Raw genomic sequence first — 16,958 nt, 5'->3', positions numbered from 1 at the left:
GAAGCCGTCAGTGTCTCAGAATTGGCGCGTGCCGCCGCAAGCGACATGATTCGCGCCCGCCGTCACGGCCCCCGCCGGAACGGATCGTGCTCGCGCAGCTCGTCGACGTACGCGTGGATATGCTCGGTCTCGCGTTCGAGAAAGCGCGCGACCGCATCGGAGAACGCCGGGTGCGCGAGCCAGTGCGCGGAATGCGTGACGGTCGGCAGGAAGCCGCGCGCGAGCTTGTGCTCGCCCTGCGCGCCGCCCTCGAACGTGTCGAGCCCGGCCTCGATGCAGAATTCGAGCAACTGGTAGTAGGCCGTTTCGAAATGCAGGCAGGGCACATGTTCGAGCGCGCCCCAGTAGCGGCCGTACAGCGTGCCGCCGCGGCCGTGCGCGCCGCGCCGGTAGACGGCGAGCGAGCTCGCGATCGGTTTGCCGTCGGCTTCGGCGATCACGAGCAGCAGGTTCTCCGGCATCGTCGCGCCGATCGCGCGGAAGAAGTCGAGATTCAGGTACGGGCTCGAATAGTGCTCGCGATAGGTCTGCCGGTAGCAGCGCGAGAAGAAGCGCCAGTCGGCGTCGGTGATCTGATCGCCGGCGAGCCGCCGGAACGTGACGCCGGCATCGCGCACCTTGCGACGTTCCGCGCGGATGTTCTTGCGCTTCTTCTGCTCGAGCGTGCCGAGGAAGTCGTCGAAGTCGCGGTAGCCGTCGTTGAGCCAGTGGAACTGCACGCCTTCGCGCAGCATCATCCCCATCGACTCGAGCAGCCGCGCCTCGTCGCCGGTCGGGAACAGCACGTGCAGCGACGACACGTCGCTTTGCTCGGCGAACGCGAGCAGCGTGGCCGCGAGCCGGCGGCGCGCGTCGTCGTCGGCCGCGAGCAGGCGCGTGCCCTGCACGGGCGTGAACGGCACCGCGCACAGCAGCTTCGGGTAGTAGGACAGCCCGTTGCGCTGGTACGCGTCGGCCCACGCCCAGTCGAACACGTATTCGCCGTACGAATGCTGTTTCGCATAGACGGGCGCGGCCGCCGCGAGCCGGCCGGTGCGCGCGTCGGTCAGCGTGACGAAGTGCGGCGACCAGCCGGTGTCGTCGACCGCGCAGCGCGCGACGTGCAGCGCGTCGAGGAATTCGTGGCGCAGGAACGGCGTCGGCTGCGCGTCGCGCTCGAGCAGCGCGTTCCATTCGTCGGCCGGCACCTCCGCGGGGGACGACAGGATGCCCGTGCGATAATCGATGCGTTCGTGTTTCAAGCGTGAATCCGTACAGTTGGATGCCGCCGGATGCGTGCCGCCGTGGCCTGCTTCCGAGGCGTTTTCGTCAGCCGTTCAGGGCGCGCCGCCGGGCTGCGCCGATCCCGTCATGAAGACCCGACTCGCTCTCGCCCAGATCAACGTCACCGTCGGCGATTTCGCCGGCAACGTCGCGCGGATCGTCGCGGCCGCCCGCGCCGCGCACAACGATGGTGCGCGCCTGATGATCGCGCCCGAACTCGCGCTGTCCGGCTATCCGCCGGAAGACCTGCTGCTGCGGCCCGCGTTCTACACGGCGGCGGCCGCCGCGCTCGACGCGCTCGCCGATGCGCTGCGTGCGTTCGACGGGCTCGCGGTGCTGGTCGGCCATCCGTTGCGGAGCGCGGGCGGCGGTCCGTCGGGCGGCGCTCCGCACGCGCCAGCCGTCGATGGTAATGCAAACCGCCCGATCGAGCGCGGCGTGCCGCCGGCCGACACCTACAACGCGGTGTCGCTGATCGTCGGCGGCGAGATCGTCGGCACCTACCGCAAGCAGGATCTGCCGAACGCCGACGTGTTCGACGAGAAGCGCTACTTCGCGACCGACACCGAGCCGCTCGTGTTCGAGCTCGACGGCGTCAGATACGGCGTGATCATCTGCGAGGACGCATGGCATGCGTCGGCCGCGCAGATCGCGAAGGCCGCCGGCGCGCAGGTGCTGCTGATCCCGAACGGTTCGCCGTACCACATGAACAAGGAAGCGCTGCGCATCGACATCCTGCGCGCGCGGATCCGCGAAACCGGGCTGCCGATGGTGTACGTGAACCTCGTCGGCGGCCAGGACGAGCTCGTGTTCGACGGCGGCTCGTTCGTGCTCGACGGCGAGGGCGCGCTCGTCGCGAAGATGCCGCAGTTCGACGAAGGGCACGCGATTGTCGAGTTCGACGGCGCGCGCCCGCTGCCGGGTGCGATCGCGCCCGAGCTGCCGGTCGACGCGCAGGTCTATCGCGCGCTCGTGACCGGCGTGCGCGACTACATCGGCAAGAACGGTTTCCCCGGCGTGCTGATCGGGCTGTCGGGCGGCGTCGATTCGGCGCTGGTGCTCGCGGTCGCCTGCGACGCGCTCGGGCCCGAGCGCGTGCGCGCGGTGATGATGCCGTCGCGCTACACGGCCGACATCTCGACCACCGACGCGGCGGAGATGGCGCGGCGCGTCGGCGTGCGCTATGACGAGATCGCGATCGCGCCGATGTTCGACGCGTTCCGCGCGGCGCTCGCGGGCGAATTCGCGGGCCGCGCGGAGGACGCGACGGAAGAGAACATCCAGGCGCGCATCCGCGGCACGCTGCTGATGGCGCTGTCGAACAAGTTCGGCTCGATCGTGCTGACGACCGGCAACAAGAGCGAGATGGCGGTCGGCTACTGCACGCTGTACGGCGACATGGCCGGCGGCTTCGCGGTGATCAAGGACATCGCGAAGACGCTGGTCTACCGGCTGTGCCGCTATCGCAACGCCACTGCGGACTACGGGCTGCGCGACGTGATCCCCGAGCGGATCCTGACGCGCGCGCCGTCGGCCGAGTTGCGCGAGAACCAGACGGACCAGGACAGCCTGCCGCCGTATGACGTGCTCGACGCGATCATGCGGATGTACATGGAGGAGGACCGGCCGCTCGCGGAGATCGTCGCGGCCGGCTATGCGGAGGCCGACGTCGCGCGCGTGACGCGGCTCATCAAGATCAACGAATACAAGCGCCGCCAGGCGCCGATCGGCATTCGCGTCACGCATCGCGCGTTCGGGCGCGACTGGCGCTATCCGATCACGTCACGCTTTACCGAACGTCTCGACTGAGCCGTGCCGTGCCGTGCGCGGCCGGCCGGCTTACGGCTTACACTTACGGCTTAAAATCGGGATTGCGATTTTTCATCCAAACGAGCATTGAGGGACAACCATCATGAAACGCATCACCGCCATCATCAAGCCGTTCAAGCTGGACGAAGTCCGCGAAGCGCTCGCCGAAGTGGGCCTCACCGGCCTGACCGTGACGGAAGTGAAGGGCTTCGGCCGCCAGAAGGGGCACACCGAGCTGTATCGCGGCGCCGAATACGTGGTCGACTTCCTGCCGAAGATGAAGATCGAGGTGGTCGTCGCGGAAGCGCAGGTCGACCAGGTGATCGACGCGGTGATCGGCGCGGCGCGCACGGGCAAGATCGGCGACGGCAAGATCTTCGTGTCGGACGTCGAGCGCGTGATCCGCATCCGCACCGGCGAAGAGAACGAAGCGGCGGTCTGAGCGCCGCATCCGGCCCGTTCGACAGATCGGGCAGATCGGGCCGCGGATCGCACGATCCCGGACCGCCAATAAAAAACGGTGCGGATACCCGGGAGGGTACCGCACCGATACGCGCCTCTCGCAGCAGCGTGGAAAGTGTTGTCGAATCGTTCTCTGGACGGCGCCTGATCAGAACAGGTGCTGGATGCCGGCGTAGACGCCGGTCTGGCTGCCGCCCGGATGCGGGTTGCCCGTCGACACGGCGGTGCCTGCACCGTTCGCGTTCAGGCCGAAGTTGGCCGTCGAGCTGTTGCGCACCGTCGCGACCTGCACGTCGAACAGCGTGCGCTTCGAGATGTTGTACGAACCGCCGACCGTGTAGATGTTCGCGTTGCCGCCGCCGTGGTTGGCGTTCACGTGGTACACGGCCGCGATCAGCGCTGCCGCCGGCGTGGCCTGCCACGTCACGCCGCCCCAGACCTGCTGGGTGCCGGTGATGCCGTTGTTGACGGCCGGGCCGCCGCTGCCGTCAGCATGCGACGACTGGTAAGCCGCCTGCAGCTTGAACTGGCCGAGGAACACGTTCAGGCCCGCGAAGTATTCACGCGAGTAGTTGAACACGTCCGAGAAGCGGCCGTTGCTGTCGCGCGTTTCGTCGTAGATGCCGCGCAACTGGAACAGCGAGTTCGTGTACGTGACCTGTGCGCCGGCTGCACGGCCAGGCTGGCCGGCCGTCGTGTTGCCGTTGAAGCTGGTCGAGTTCGAGAACGCGAACTGGCCGTAGAAGTCGAGGCCGTAGAACTGCGGCGACTGGTACGACACGTTGTTGCTGGTCTTGTTCCAGTTGCGGCCGCGCACGAGCGATGCCGACGACCAGCTCGACTGGCCCAGCGGATCGAAGTCCCACACGCCGTTCGCGATCGCGAGTTCGCGACCCAGCAGCAGCGTACCGTAGCGGTCGTTGGAGATGCCGACGGTCGCGAAACGATCCCAGATCGAGCCGCTGAAACCGCCCGTCATCGTGTTGAACGCGCCTTCGAGGTGGAACAGGACCTTGTTGCCGCCGCCGATGTCCTCGCTGCCCTTCAAGCCCCACAGGCTCGTGCCCCAGTCGCCGCTTTCCGCGCGCACTTGGTGGCCGTTCTGCAGGCCGTTCAGGTACTCGAGGCCGGCATCCAGGCGACCATACAGCGTGACGCTGCTCTGCGCGTGCGCCGTAACCACCCCAGCAGCCATCAGCGCGGCCGCGACCAAAGCTTTCTTCATCATCTCCTCCATACCCTGTCAAAAAGTCAACCCAGACTGCACGAGATGCCCGGAGCAGCGAGCGCCGGGCAAAAGCGAAAAGCGGGATAACCAGGGAGACCTCGTGCAGGGCCGGTAAGCGCGGCACGCGGGCAAGCGGACGGAAAACCGTTGAGCGGTCCCGCGCGGCCGGGTCGGCTTGCGGGGTCTCCTTGTTGTGTCGTGAAGCTAAACTACATTTCACGAACTTCGTTTTGCTACTTTGGTTACTAATTTAGCAAAAATACAATTTTGTGGCGATGGAAATCGTTGTTTGACTAACACGTGTCGCCAATTTGCCATGCAACACAGTGCGCAGCGGGTGCCCAAGGGGCCGTCGATTCCCCGAAAACCCTTGTGAGACAAGGGAGACACGGATTCGGCGCCGGTGGGTCAAGGATTGTCACTATTGACGTTGCCGGGGCACGAGCGTAAGCGCCGGACGCGAGGAATTGGTAAGTATTTCGTAATGAATTGGCGGTGGTCCGCCGCCGCCCGGGCGCCGGAAACGCTGGTGCGGCGGGGCGCTCCGCGCGCCGCACCGGAGCGTCGAACTCAACCGCCCGCCGGCCGGACGTCGAGCAGCTGCGCGCGCAGCCACCGGTGCGCGTCGGTGCGCGCATGCTTCGCGTGCGAGTAGACCTTCACCGTGTAGCGCGGGATCTCGAACGGCGCGGGGAAGATGCGGATCGGCGCCGCGTGGCGCAGCGCCTGCGCGGCACGGTTCGGCACCGTCATCAGGAGTGCCGATTCCGAGATCACGAACGGTGCGGCCAGCACGCTCGGCAACTGCACGGCGACCTGCCGCGCGAGGCCGAGCCGGTCGAGCACGTAGTCGACGACGCCGCGCGACTCGTTCCACGGCGTGACGACGACGTGGCGTGCCGCGAGGTACTGTTCGAGCGTCAGCCGGCGGCGGATGTCCGGATGCGTGGCGCTCGCGATCACCACGTAGTCGTCCGAGAACCAGTCGAAATCCTCGATGCCCGGCGCGTCGGCGGCCGACTCCTCGTGATAGCCGAGCGCGAAGTCGATGCGGCCGGCCGCGAGTTCGTCGATCGAGATCTTCCGGTCGGAGTGGACGACGCGGATCCGCAGCCGCGGCGCGACCTGCTCGATACGCGCGAGCAACGCCGGCAGCACGGCGAACGCCGTGTAGTCGCTCGCGGCGAACACGAACGTGCGGTCGCTTTGCGCGGGATCGAAGCGGCGTGCGCGGGCGAGCCCCTTCGACATCGTGTCGAGCGCATCACCGGCCCAGGTGGCGATGTCGTCGGCGCGCACGGTCGGCTGCATCTCGTTGCCGAGGCGCACGAACAACGCATCGCCGATCGCTTCGCGCAACCGGGCGAGCGCGTGACTGAGCGCGGACGGGCTCATCGCCAGCTCGTGCGCGGCCGCCGCGACCGAGCGGTGGCGGTACAGCGCGTCGAACGCGAGCAGCAGGTTCAGGTCGAGACGGCGCAGCTCTGGGTGCATCATGTTCATGTCAGGATGAAGAAACTGCACTTCCTGCAGTTGTATCGTGAACGTAGCATGTCGATCCGGGCGGCGTCACGCGCGATTGCGCGAGCGAGCGCCGCCGCATTCCGTTTTCAGTCCGGGCCGAAGGAGGGCTCCCCACCGTGCAAATCGACATCCGTTCGGCCACCGTCGCCGACGTGCCGCAGATCCTGCGTTTCATCACCGAGCTGGCCATCTACGAGAAGGCGGAGCATGAAGTGGTCGCGACGCCTGCATCGCTCGAGCGCAGCCTGTTCGGCGAAGGTTCGCCCGCGCGTGCGCTGATCTGCGAGGTCGACGGCGAGCCGGCCGGCTTCGCCGTGTATTTCTTCTCGTATTCGACGTGGCTCGGCCGTCAGGGCCTGTATCTCGAGGATCTGTACGTGTCGCCGCGCTTTCGCGGCGCGGGCGCCGGGCTGCGGCTGCTGAAGGCGCTCGCGCGCGTCGCGGTGGATACCGGCTGCGGGCGTTTCGAATGGAGCGTCCTCGACTGGAACGAGCCGGCGATCCGCTTCTACGAAAGCGTCGGCGCCGCGCCGCAGAGCGAATGGGTGCGCTACCGACTCGCGGGCGACGCGTTGCGCGCATTCGCCGACGGCGCGCCGGTGGACGTCGCGTAAACGCAAGACGGGCGCCGCATGGCGCCCGTTCGTGCAGTGCGACGCGGAGGAGCGCGCGTTACTTGAGGCTGCCCGACAGGAACCCGCGCAGGCGTTCGCTCTTCGGGTTCGCGAACACCTCGGACGGCACGCCTTCTTCCTCGACGCGCCCCTGGTGCAGGAACATCACGTGGTTCGACACGTTGCGCGCGAAGCCCATCTCGTGCGTGACGACGATCATCGTGCGGCCTTCCTCGGCCAGCTTCTGCATCACCTTCAGCACTTCGCCGACCAGTTCCGGGTCGAGCGCCGACGTCGGCTCGTCGAACAGCATCACGTCCGGATGCATCGCCAGCGCCCGCGCGATCGCGACACGTTGCTGCTGGCCGCCCGACAGGTGCGACGGATACTGCTTCTCGACGCGCGGCGCGAGACCAACCTTCTCGAGATACTCGCGCGCGCGGTCTTCGGCTTCCTTCTTCGGGATGCCGAGCACGTTGACGGGCGCTTCCATCACGTTCTCGATCACGTTCATGTGCGACCAGAGATTGAAGTGCTGGAACACCATCGACAGCTTGGTGCGCACGCGCTGCAGCTGCTTCGAATCCGCGGCGCGCAGCGCGCCCGTCTTGTCGAGCGCGGTGCGCACTTCCTCGCCGTCGACGAAGATGCGGCCGGAGTTGGGCTGTTCGAGGAAGTTGATGCAGCGGAGCATCGTGCTCTTGCCGGAACCGGACGAGCCGATCACGCTGATCACGTCGCCCGAGTTCGCCTTCAGCGATACACCCTTGAGCACCTCGTTGTCGCCGTACCGCTTGTGCAGATCGTCGACGAAAAGCTTCTGAGTCTGGGAATTCATGAATAGTCCTGCGGAAACTTACTTGCCTTGCGGGCGCAGATACGCGAGCCAGCGACGCTCGGCCTGGCGGAACAGCCACACGAGCGCGAACGAGATCACGAGATAGAGCAGGGCGGCGATGCCGAACGCGTGGAACGACATGTAGGTCGCCGAGTTCACGTCGCGCGCGATCTTCAGGATGTCCGGCACGGTCGCGGTGAACGCGACGGTGGTCGCGTGCAGCATCAGGATCACTTCGTTGCTGTAGAGCGGCAGCGCGCGGCGCAGCGCGGACGGCAGGATCACGCGGCGATACATCGTGAAGGTGGACATCCCGTACGCGCGCGCGGCCTCGATCTCGCCGTACGACGTCGCCTTGATCGCGCCCGCGAAGATCTCGGTGGTGTACGCGCAGGTGTTCAGCGTGAACGCGAGCAGCGTGCAGTGCATGCCGTCGCGGAAGAACGCGTCGAGCAGCGGCGTGCCGCGCACGACCTGCAGGCTGTAGAGGCCGGTGTAGCAGAGCAGCAGCTGCACGTAGAGCGGCGTGCCGCGGAACACGTACGTATAGAGCCACACGGCGCTCGACAGCCACTTCCTCTTCGACACGCGGGCCACCGCGAGCGGCACCGACAGGCAGAAGCCGAGGCCGATCGACACGACCAGCAGCCACAGCGTGATCGCGACGCCGGTGATCCGGAAGCCGTCGGTGTAGAGGTAGTTGCGCCAGTATTCTTGGATGAGTTCGATCATAGGTCAGCCTTGCGGACACCGGTCGAGTAGCGCTTTTCGAGCCACATCAGCACGAAGTTCGAGATCGTCGTGATGGCGAGGTAGACCGCACCGGCGATCAGCGTGAAGAAGAAGAACCGCAGCGTGCCCTTGCCGGCGTCCTGCGACGCCTTCACGACGTCCGCGAGGCCGATGATCGACACCAGCGCGGTCGACTTGACGAGCACCTGCCAGTTGTTGCCGATGCCGGGCAGCGCGAAGCGCATCATCTGCGGGAACATGATCCGCGTGAACACCTGCCAGTTGGTCATCCCGTACGCGCTGCCGGCCTCGAGCTGGCCGCGCGGCACCGACAGGAACGCGCCGCGGAACGTCTCGGTGAAGTACGCGCCGTAGATGAAGCCGAGCACGAGCACGCCGGCGAGGAACGGGTCGATGTCGATCTGGTCCCAGCCGAGCGCGTCGGTCGCCATGTTCAGCCAGATCTGCAGGCTGTAGAACAGCAGCAGCATCAGCACGAGGTCGGGCACGCCGCGGATCAGCGTCGTGTAGACGGTGCCGGCGCCGTTCGTGAAGCGGTTGCGCGACAGCTTCGCGCCCGCGCCGAGCAGGCCCAGCAGGAACGACAGCGCGAGCGAAAGCACCGCCAGCTTGACGGTTTGCCAGGTGCCGGCGAGGATCAGCGGGCCGTAGCCTTGTAGAAACATATGTGGTCCCTGGTGTGGTCCCGGACGGCGCACGCGGTGCGCCGCGAAAGACGCGCCCGCCAAGCTGCGCGGAACGCCCCGTACGTATCATGACCGTCCGCCCCGGCAACGGTGCCGGGCCAGCCCGTCGCGCGAGCGGCGGGCGAGGGGGCGGGCGGCGCGTGGTTGACTGCCTGTCGTGCCGGACGCGGGGCCGCCCCCGCATCCGCTTCCCGGTATTGTCGGCGCTCAGCGCGCCGAGTAGACGCTGAACGAGAAATACTTGTGCGACAGCCGGTCGTACGTGCCGTCCTTGTGCATGTCGGCCAGCGCCTTGTTGATCTTGAGCTTCAGGTCCGTGTCGTCCTTGCGCAGGCCGATCGCGGTGCCGTCGCCGATCGTCTTCGGATCCTTCACCTCCGGGCCGGCGAACGCGAAGCCCTTGCCGCGCGGCGTGCGCAGGAAGCCGTAGTCGGCCTGCAGTTCATCCTGCAGCGTCGCGTCGAGGCGGCCCGAGCCGAGATCGGCATAGACCTGGTCCTGGTTCTGGTAAGGAACGATCGTCACGCCCTGCGGTTCCCAGTACGCCTTCGCGTAGGATTCCTGCGTCGAGCCCTGCTCGACGCCGACGTGCTTGCCCTTGAGCGACGCGACCGTCGGCAGCAGCGGCGAGCCGGCCTTCGCGATCATCCGCGCGGGCGCGTCGTACACCTTGTCGGAGAAGTCGATCTGCTCGCGACGCTTGTCCGTGACGGTCAGCGACGACACGATGACGTCGTACTTCTTCGCCTTCAGTGCGGGGATGATTCCGTCGAGATCCTGCGCGACCCACACGCATTTCACGTTGATCCGCTTGCAGATTTCCTTGGTGAGATCGACGTCGAAACCGACGATCTCGCCGCTCGGCGCGGTCGACTCGAACGGCGGGTAGCTGGCATCGACACCGATCCGCACGGTCTTCCACTCTTTCGCGAAGGCGCTGCCCGCCACGAGGGCGAGGGCGGCGCACAGGGCGGCCTTCTTCATTTCCATCCTTTTGTCGCTCACTTCCGGGGAGGCGCTCGCGGCCGGTCGGGCCGGGCGCCGCGGCGTATTCTAGACGGCCAAAATTCGTGTTTCGGCGCGCAGGCAACGGCGCTCGCCGGACGGGCGAACGCCAAAAGGGCGGTATTTTACCCGAACGCGATACCCGGAAAACGGCAATCCGGCGCGACCGATCGATTCTTCGATTCGGGCGTTGCGGCAATCGCGGTATTCGCAACGAGCATTACGCCGATTGGGTTCGCGGGTGCAACGATGCGGTGCGCGGGCGGCGGATTGTGGCGCGCCCGGCACGCCCCTACAGTGCAGGTAAACCCGAAGAAAGAATATCTGCCTGCCGGAGTGCCCGCCCCATGTTCCAGATCCGCCGCGCCGCCGACCGCTGCCACACGCGCCAAGGCTGGCTCGAATCGAGCCACAGCTTTGCGCTTGCCGGCGCCGCCGGGGCCGCGCATCCGCCGTTCGGCGCGCTGCGCGCGCTGAGCGAGGACCGGATTGCGCCGACGCGCGGCTTCGGGATGCAGCCGCGCCGCGACCTCGAAATCGTCACCTGCGTGCTCGACGGCGCGCTCGCGCATCGCGACAGCCTCGGCAACGGCGCCATCGTGCGGGCCGGCGGCGTCCAGCGGATGAGCGCCGGCACGGGGCTGATGCACAGCGAAACCAATGCGTCGCGCGACCGGGTGCTGCATCTGCTGCAGATCTGGCTGCAGCCGGCGGAGCGGGGCGGACGGCCCGGCTACGCGGAGCGGCATTTCGCCGACGACGAGAAGCGCGGCCGCCTGCGGCTCGTCGCGTCGCCGGACGGCGACGACGGTGCGCTGTCGATCCGTGCGGATGCGCGGATCTTCGCGGGGCTGATCGATGGCGACGAGGCGGCGGCATTGGCCGTGCCGGCCGGGCGCAGCACCTATGTGCACGTGGTGCGCGGCGACGTGGAGATCAACGGCCACGCGCTGGCCGCGGGCGACGGCGCGCGGATCGCCGGGGTAGAAGCGGTCGCGTTCGCACGCGGCCGGGCGGCCGAGGTGCTGCTGTTCGACGTCGCCTGAAATGAAACGGGGGACGCGGGCCGGGTGCCCGCGTCCCCCGCGATGCCGCCCGGGGAGGCGGCCCGCCGGCTTACTGCGCCGGTGCCGACGCGCCCTTGGCCGCGCGGTGCTGCTCCCAGCGTTCCTTCATCTTCTCGTGACGCTGCTCCATCCGCGCGAACTGCTGCTTCAGCGCGGTGCTGACCGTCGTCTTCTGCTGGTCGTTCAGCCCGTTGTAGAACGCGAGCCACGCGGCCGAGCTCTGCTCGCGCAGCTGCGCGTTCTGCTGCTCGGCCTGCTGACGGGCGGCGTGCATCGCGTTCAGGTCGAGGATCGGCTGGTTCTGCTGCGCCTTGAACTGCTCGCGCATCTGCTCGTGGCTCTTGCGCATCGCTTCATGGTTCTGCTTCATCGTGTTGACGGCCGTCTGCCACTGCTGTTCCTGCGACGCGTTGAGCTTGAGCTGGTCGTGCAGCTTCATGATCACGCCGAACGGGCCGCCGTCATGGCCGCCGTGCATCTGGTGCATGCCGGGGCCGCCCGGCGGCGGCATGTCGTTGGGCTGCGCGGCATGTGCGGTGCCGAATGCGAGAGCGAGCACGGTGGCGGCCGCAATGGCCACGCGGGAAGTGTTCTTATACATTTCAGAAACTCCTTGTATCCAAAGGGTCCGGCGATGCGGCGCGCGGAGTGACCCGGGTGCCGCATCCGGTAAGACGCAGGTTAGCGGCGCGTGCTCGGGCCGGTGTTACGCGGGATGGCTGCCGGGTTACGGCGCATTACAGTTCCCTTGCGTCGTAACCCGCAGTAACCCTTTCGCCCCTTTGTTTCGTTCTTCGACTCCGCGCTCGCGCGCTAAACTTCGAGCCATGACTACCCAGATCCTCATCGTCGACGACGACCAAGAACTCCGAGACCTGCTGCGCGACTATCTCGTGCGCCAGGGGATGGAAGTGTCCGTGCTGCACGACGCGGCGACGCTCGAGAAGCGCCTCGAGCGCGAGCGGCCCGACCTGATCGTGCTGGACCTGATGATGCCGGGCGTGGACGGCCTGACCGCGCTGCGCCAGCTGCGCGCGGCCGGCGACGACATCCCCGTGATCATGCTGACCGCGCGCGCGGACGACGTCGATCGCATCGTCGGGCTCGAGCTCGGCGCGGACGACTACCTCGGCAAGCCGTTCAACCCGCGCGAGCTGCTCGCGCGCGTGCAGGCCGTGCTGCGCCGCCGCCGCGCGACGCCGTCGGCGGCGGCGCCCGAGCAGCGCGAGCCGTTCGCGTTCGGCCGCTTCGTGCTCGACTTCCAGGCGCGCACGCTGTCGGTCGACGGCAAGCCGGCGACGCTGTCGAGCAGCGAATTCGCGCTGCTGAAGATCTTCGTGAATCACGCGCTGCGCACGCTCACGCGCGAACGGCTGCTCGAGCTGCTGCACGGGCCCGAGTACGACGGCACCGACCGCGGCATCGACGTCCAGGTATGGCGCCTGCGCCGCATCCTGGAAACGGATCCGTCGACGCCGCGCTTCATCCAGACGGTCCGCGGGCGCGGCTACGTGTTCGTGCCCGACGGCGAGGCCCATGCGCAAGCCCATTGATTCGCTGTTCGGGCGGCTGGCGCTGCTGGTCGTCGGCGTGTTGCTCCTGTCGCATTTCGCGTGGTTCTTCGCGATGCGCCTCGAGCGCAACCAGATGCAGACGCGTTATGCCGTCGAGGAGGCCGCGTTCCTCGTCGACGCCGTGCGCCAGCACGTCGAGCGCACGCCCGACCAGCCGCTGCCGTCGCGGGTGCGGCTGGTGTCGCCGGACAGTCCCGATGTGCCGAAAGACGCCGATTCGAACCTGGCGGCGCCGCTCAAGCGTTTCCGTGACGACGTGAGCGAGCGGATGCCGCCCGGCACGCTGGTCGAGATCGGCGCGCCGGGCCATCCGCCGGTGCTGTGGGTCAAGGAGCCGAGCGACCGCAACTGGATCGTGGTGCCGGTGCAGCCGTTGCGCCCGCCGCGCTCGCTCGACCGGATGCTGTTGTGGCTCGGCACGATTTTCTCGGCCGGCGTGATCGCCGCGCTGTTCGCGGCCTGGCAGCTGCAGCAGCCGCTGCGCTCGCTGGCGCGCGCGGTCGCGCGCTTCGGCCGCGGCCAGCCGGTGCCGCCGTTGCGCGAGCGTGGCCCGCGCGAGCTGCGCCAGCTCACGCACGGCTTCAACCAGATGGTGGAACAGGTGTCGCAGGCCGAGAGTGACCGCGCGGTGATGCTGGCCGGCGTCGCGCACGACCTGCGCACGCCGCTCGCCCGGATGCGCCTGCGCGCGGAAATGATGGACGACGCGCGGCTGCGCGACGGCGTGGTGCGCGATGTCGACTCGATGTCGCACATCGTCGACCAGTTCCTCGTGTTCGCGCACGGCGGGGCGGACCGCAGCGAGCCCGTGCCGGTCGACCAGACCTGCGAGCGGATCGCCCGCAGCTATCGCGCGGTCGCACCGAACGCGCCGGCGGTCCAGACGCATCTGGCCGCCGACGAAGGCTTCCGCCTGCCGACCGCGACGCTCGACCGGATCCTGTCGAACCTGCTGGACAATGCGCATGCGTACGGCGCGCCGCCCGTGCTCATCGAGACGGCGCGTACGCCGGCGGGTTACGTGCTGTCGGTCAGCGACAGCGGCGGCGGGATTGCGCCGCGCGATCTGGCGGCCGCGACGCGGCCGTTCGTGCGGCTCGACCCCGCGCGCGGCGGGAACGGCCACAGCGGGCTCGGGCTGGCGATCGTCGAGCGGCTGGTGCTGCGGCTGGGCGGGGCGTGCGAGATCGGCAATCGTCCCGAGGGCGGCCTGCGCGTGGCGATGACGTTCCCGTTCGACGTGGTGCCGAAGGACGAACTTCACGCCCAGGCCGCGTAAGCGGCGCATGCGGCGCCTGCCGTGCAGGCGCCGCGCGGCATCATTCGCCGAACAGCGTGCCGAGCGTCTCGGCGGCGTTGCTGTCGATGGTGTTGTAGGTCACGCTCGTGGCCTCGAAGATATAGACGGTCGTATAGCGGCCGAGGCGCTCCAGGATCTCCTCCTGCAGCGATTCCGGCACGACGTTCATGTTCAGGTACCACGCCGTCGACGACAGCCGGGTCTGGAACGACCCGTACTCCTGCATCAGCTCGTAGAACGCATCGGCGTCCTGATCGCGGCAGACGATCACCAAGTTTCCTGCCATTCGCTTCCTCCCGCTGGTCGGTCGATCCCTGGCGGCTATGGGGCTAGCGACGCCAGGGGCTAGCCCCGATCATACCTGCTTCGCCGCAATCGTCCGCTGACGTCCTGCATGGTTTGTGTCCGTGTGCGGCGGGCGGGTTCCCGGCCGGCCCGGATCACGGCATAATTCGGGGCCTGCATGCCGGCCGCACGACCGCGGCCGGGCTGCTCCGCACCGCACGCCTGCCGTTCGCCCGCGTGCCGGGCACGATCCGTGCGCCGCCCGCGCGCCGCGCCGAGCCGAGCCGGCCCCGGACGGTTGAACCTGAAATACAGGTTGGTGTAGTGTCGTGCCGTCGCGGCCCGACTCGCCGCGCCCGGAGGGCGCAGCTTGCACGCACGGCGCCTCGCGCCGGCGTGAAATCGTGAATCAATCGAATTACCGCGTCGAATTACCGCGCCCGTGCGCTTTGCCATGAATCAACATCGTCTGCCGGCTTCGTTCGGCCTTACCGGGGAGGGCGCCTGATGGACGTCGGATTCTTCAATCCGAACCGGACCGCCAACGCGTCCGCGTGGCGCGTCCTGCCGAACCGGTGGGACTTCATCGCGTTTCCGCTGATCATCTGCCTGATCGCGATGGCGGTCGTCGGCTTTCATGAAACGATGGCGCCGATCGGGACCCTTCAGACCCAGAAGATCTCGCTCGACCCGTCGAACCTGCCCGAATACGCGTTGCGCACCACGCTGCGGATGCTCGCCGCGATGGTCGCGTCGCTCGCGTTCACGCTGGTGTACGGCACGCTCGCCGCGAAAAGCCGCCGCGCCGGCATGGTGCTGATCCCGATCCTCGACATCCTGCAGTCGGTGCCGGTGCTCGGCTTCATCTCGTTTACGGTCACGTTCTTCCTCGCGCTGTTCCCGAGCCGCGTGCTCGGCGCCGAGCTCGCGGCGATCTTCGCGATCTTCACGAGCCAGGCGTGGAACATGACGTTCAGTTTCTACCAGTCGCTGCGCACGGTGCCGCGCGACCTGGACGAAGTGTCGCGCGGCTTCCACCTGACGTCGTGGCAGCGCTTCTGGAAGCTCGAGGTGCCGTTCTCGATGCCGGGGCTGATCTGGAACATGATGATGTCGATGTCGGGCGGCTGGTTCTTCGTCGTCGCGTCGGAGGCGATTACCGTCGGCAACCAGACCATCACGCTGCCGGGCATCGGCGCGTATCTCGCGCAGGCGATCTCGGACAAGAACCTCGGCGCGATCGGCTGGGTGATCCTGACGATGACGGTCGTGATCCTGGCCTACGACCAATTCCTGTTCCGCCCGCTGATCGCATGGGCCGACAAGTTCCGGATGGAGAACACCGCATCGGGCGATGCGCCGCAATCCTGGCTGCTCGACCTCGTGCGCCGCACGCGCCTGATTCACCAACTGCTCGTGCCGGCCGGCTGGTTCTTCGCGAAGGCGGCGCGGATTCCGCTGCGCCTGCCGCTGTCGGGCGCAATGCGCTTCTCGCTGCCGAAGGTCGAGAAGAAGGCATCGCGCACGGTCGACATCGCATGGGCGGCGCTCTTGCTGCTCGGCACGGCCTATATCGTGTGGCGCGTTGTCAGCTTCGTGTCGACCGGCGTGACGATGGGGGAGGTCGGGCACGTCGTCGCGCTCGGGCTCATCACGCTGCTGCGCGTGGTCGTGCTGATCTCGATCGCGTCGGTGATCTGGGTGCCGATCGGCGTGTGGGTCGGGCTGCGCCCGAAGCTGGCCGAGAAGCTGCAGCCGCTCGCGCAGTTCCTTGCCGCGTTCCCGGCGAACCTGCTGTTCCCGGTGTTCGTGATCGTGATCGCGCGCTTCCACCTGAACCCCGACATCTGGCTGTCGCCGCTGATCGTGCTCGGCACGCAGTGGTATATCCTGTTCAACGTGATCGCGGGCGCCACGTCCTATCCGAACGACTATCGCGAAGCCGCGACGAACTTCCGGATCCGCGGCTGGCAGTGGTGGCGCCAGGCGATCCTGCCCGGCATCTTCCCGTACTACGTGACCGGTGCGATCACCGCCTCGGGCGGAGCATGGAACGCGAGCATCGTGTCGGAAGCGGTGCAGTGGGGCTCGACCAAGATCGAGGCGCACGGCCTCGGCGCGTATATCGCGCAGACCACCGCCGCCGGCGACTTTCCGAAGATCATCCTGGGCATCGCCGTGATGTCCCTGTTCGTCACCCTGTTCAACCGCCTGCTGTGGCGCCCGCTGTATGCCTTCGCCGAAGCGAAGCTGCGGCTCGACTGAGACCGATTGAGAGCGAAACGCGATGCACAATCCGAATGCTGTAAACGCCCCCGTCCAGACGTCCCAGCCGCCGCGCCTCGGTGAGGAAATCCTGCGCGTCGATCACGTCTGCCGCGGCTTCAACAAGACGCAGGGCGAGTTGCTCGTGCTCGACGACGCGAACCTGTCGCTGCGCGAGGGCGAGATCGTGGGGCTGCTCGGCCGTTCGGGCTCGGGCAAGTCCACGCTGCTGCGGATCATCGCCGGGCTGATCGAGCCGACCGGCGGTGACGTGACCTATCTCGG

At 67.6% G+C, this 16,958-nt stretch carries 17 protein-coding genes; 8 read left to right on the top strand and 9 right to left on the bottom strand.

Annotated features, from left to right (window positions below; all coding sequences use genetic code 11):
• Positions 1-62: 62 nt before the first annotated feature.
• Entirely contained in the window at positions 63-1,241 is a 1,179-nt protein-coding gene (locus DIE02_RS25665) for a GNAT family N-acetyltransferase (protein ID WP_124488439.1), read from the bottom strand.
• A 109-nt stretch (positions 1,242-1,350) separates the two neighbouring features.
• On the opposite strand from DIE02_RS25665, the gene DIE02_RS25660 reads away from it, so the two are divergent.
• Together DIE02_RS25660 and DIE02_RS25655 are read left to right on the top strand one after the other, a co-directional pair.
• Complete coding sequence (locus DIE02_RS25660; RefSeq protein ID WP_124488438.1) at positions 1,351-3,072, top strand: NAD+ synthase; 1,722 nt, start codon at positions 1,351-1,353, stop codon at positions 3,070-3,072.
• 103 nt (positions 3,073-3,175) lie between these two features.
• Positions 3,176-3,514: a P-II family nitrogen regulator gene (locus DIE02_RS25655; protein WP_006398637.1), complete on the top strand. Its 339-nt coding sequence runs from the start codon at positions 3,176-3,178 to the stop codon at positions 3,512-3,514.
• 168 nt (positions 3,515-3,682) lie between these two features.
• On the opposite strand, the gene DIE02_RS25650 is transcribed toward DIE02_RS25655, so the two are convergent.
• Positions 3,683-4,762, bottom strand: coding sequence for a porin (locus tag DIE02_RS25650; RefSeq protein ID WP_044847749.1), 1,080 nt, complete (start codon positions 4,760-4,762; stop codon positions 3,683-3,685).
• Between the two features lie 570 nt (positions 4,763-5,332).
• The gene (locus DIE02_RS25645) at positions 5,333-6,259 is read right to left on the bottom strand and encodes a LysR family transcriptional regulator (protein WP_124488437.1); all 927 of its coding nucleotides are present in this window, start codon (positions 6,257-6,259) and stop codon (positions 5,333-5,335) included.
• 143 nt (positions 6,260-6,402) lie between these two features.
• Here DIE02_RS25645 and DIE02_RS25640 point away from each other — a divergent pair, with 143 nt between their 5' ends.
• The gene (locus DIE02_RS25640) at positions 6,403-6,900 is read left to right on the top strand and encodes a GNAT family N-acetyltransferase (RefSeq protein ID WP_124488436.1); all 498 of its coding nucleotides are present in this window, start codon (positions 6,403-6,405) and stop codon (positions 6,898-6,900) included.
• A 58-nt stretch (positions 6,901-6,958) separates the two neighbouring features.
• Here DIE02_RS25640 and DIE02_RS25635 read toward each other — a convergent pair whose 3' ends face one another.
• The 4 genes from DIE02_RS25635 to DIE02_RS25620 form a co-directional block, all read right to left on the bottom strand.
• Complete coding sequence (locus DIE02_RS25635) at positions 6,959-7,738, bottom strand: ABC transporter ATP-binding protein (RefSeq protein WP_044847741.1); 780 nt, start codon at positions 7,736-7,738, stop codon at positions 6,959-6,961.
• Between the two features lie 18 nt (positions 7,739-7,756).
• Positions 7,757-8,470 carry an ABC transporter permease gene (locus tag DIE02_RS25630; RefSeq protein ID WP_044847742.1) on the bottom strand — a complete coding sequence of 238 codons (714 nt, stop codon included), beginning with the start codon at positions 8,468-8,470 and terminating at the stop codon, positions 7,757-7,759.
• Positions 8,467-9,156: an ABC transporter permease gene (locus DIE02_RS25625; protein WP_044847743.1), complete on the bottom strand. Its 690-nt coding sequence runs from the start codon at positions 9,154-9,156 to the stop codon at positions 8,467-8,469. The genes DIE02_RS25630 and DIE02_RS25625 overlap by 4 nt, the downstream gene beginning before the upstream one ends.
• A 228-nt stretch (positions 9,157-9,384) precedes the next feature.
• The gene (locus tag DIE02_RS25620; RefSeq protein WP_044847744.1) at positions 9,385-10,161 is read right to left on the bottom strand and encodes an ABC transporter substrate-binding protein; all 777 of its coding nucleotides are present in this window, start codon (positions 10,159-10,161) and stop codon (positions 9,385-9,387) included.
• A 368-nt stretch (positions 10,162-10,529) separates the two neighbouring features.
• Here DIE02_RS25620 and DIE02_RS25615 point away from each other — a divergent pair, with 368 nt between their 5' ends.
• Positions 10,530-11,228, top strand: coding sequence for a pirin family protein (locus DIE02_RS25615; protein ID WP_124488492.1), 699 nt, complete (start codon positions 10,530-10,532; stop codon positions 11,226-11,228).
• 70 nt (positions 11,229-11,298) lie between these two features.
• Here the strand turns inward: DIE02_RS25615 and DIE02_RS25610 are convergent, their stop codons facing one another.
• Positions 11,299-11,850 (bottom strand): Spy/CpxP family protein refolding chaperone, encoded by a 552-nt coding sequence (locus tag DIE02_RS25610; RefSeq protein WP_044847746.1) that lies wholly within the window; start codon positions 11,848-11,850, stop codon positions 11,299-11,301.
• Between the two features lie 226 nt (positions 11,851-12,076).
• Between DIE02_RS25610 and DIE02_RS25605 the strand changes: the two genes are divergently transcribed.
• Both DIE02_RS25605 and DIE02_RS25600 read left to right on the top strand, forming a co-directional pair.
• A complete protein-coding gene (locus DIE02_RS25605) occupies positions 12,077-12,802 on the top strand; it encodes a response regulator (RefSeq protein WP_006755678.1) in 726 nt (241 codons plus the stop codon).
• Positions 12,786-14,102: an ATP-binding protein gene (locus DIE02_RS25600; protein ID WP_124488435.1), complete on the top strand. Its 1,317-nt coding sequence runs from the start codon at positions 12,786-12,788 to the stop codon at positions 14,100-14,102. Before DIE02_RS25605 ends, DIE02_RS25600 begins: the two co-directional genes overlap by 17 nt.
• Before the next feature lie 40 nt (positions 14,103-14,142).
• Here DIE02_RS25600 and DIE02_RS25595 read toward each other — a convergent pair whose 3' ends face one another.
• The gene (locus DIE02_RS25595) at positions 14,143-14,409 is read right to left on the bottom strand and encodes a hypothetical protein (RefSeq protein WP_027786765.1); all 267 of its coding nucleotides are present in this window, start codon (positions 14,407-14,409) and stop codon (positions 14,143-14,145) included.
• Positions 14,410-14,915: 506 nt separating this feature from the next.
• Between DIE02_RS25595 and DIE02_RS25590 the strand changes: the two genes are divergently transcribed.
• Positions 14,916-16,673 carry an ABC transporter permease subunit gene (locus DIE02_RS25590; RefSeq protein WP_124488434.1) on the top strand — a complete coding sequence of 586 codons (1,758 nt, stop codon included), beginning with the start codon at positions 14,916-14,918 and terminating at the stop codon, positions 16,671-16,673.
• A 22-nt stretch (positions 16,674-16,695) separates the two neighbouring features.
• Positions 16,696-16,958: ATP-binding cassette domain-containing protein (locus tag DIE02_RS25585; protein WP_124488433.1), on the top strand; the 263-nt coding region annotated here is incomplete at its 3' end.

The organism is Burkholderia sp. Bp8991 (assembly GCF_003853795.1).
Classification (GTDB): domain Bacteria; phylum Pseudomonadota; class Gammaproteobacteria; order Burkholderiales; family Burkholderiaceae; genus Burkholderia.
Note: the sequence above shows the minus strand (reverse complement) of the source record. Positions and strands in the feature narration are given on the sequence as shown.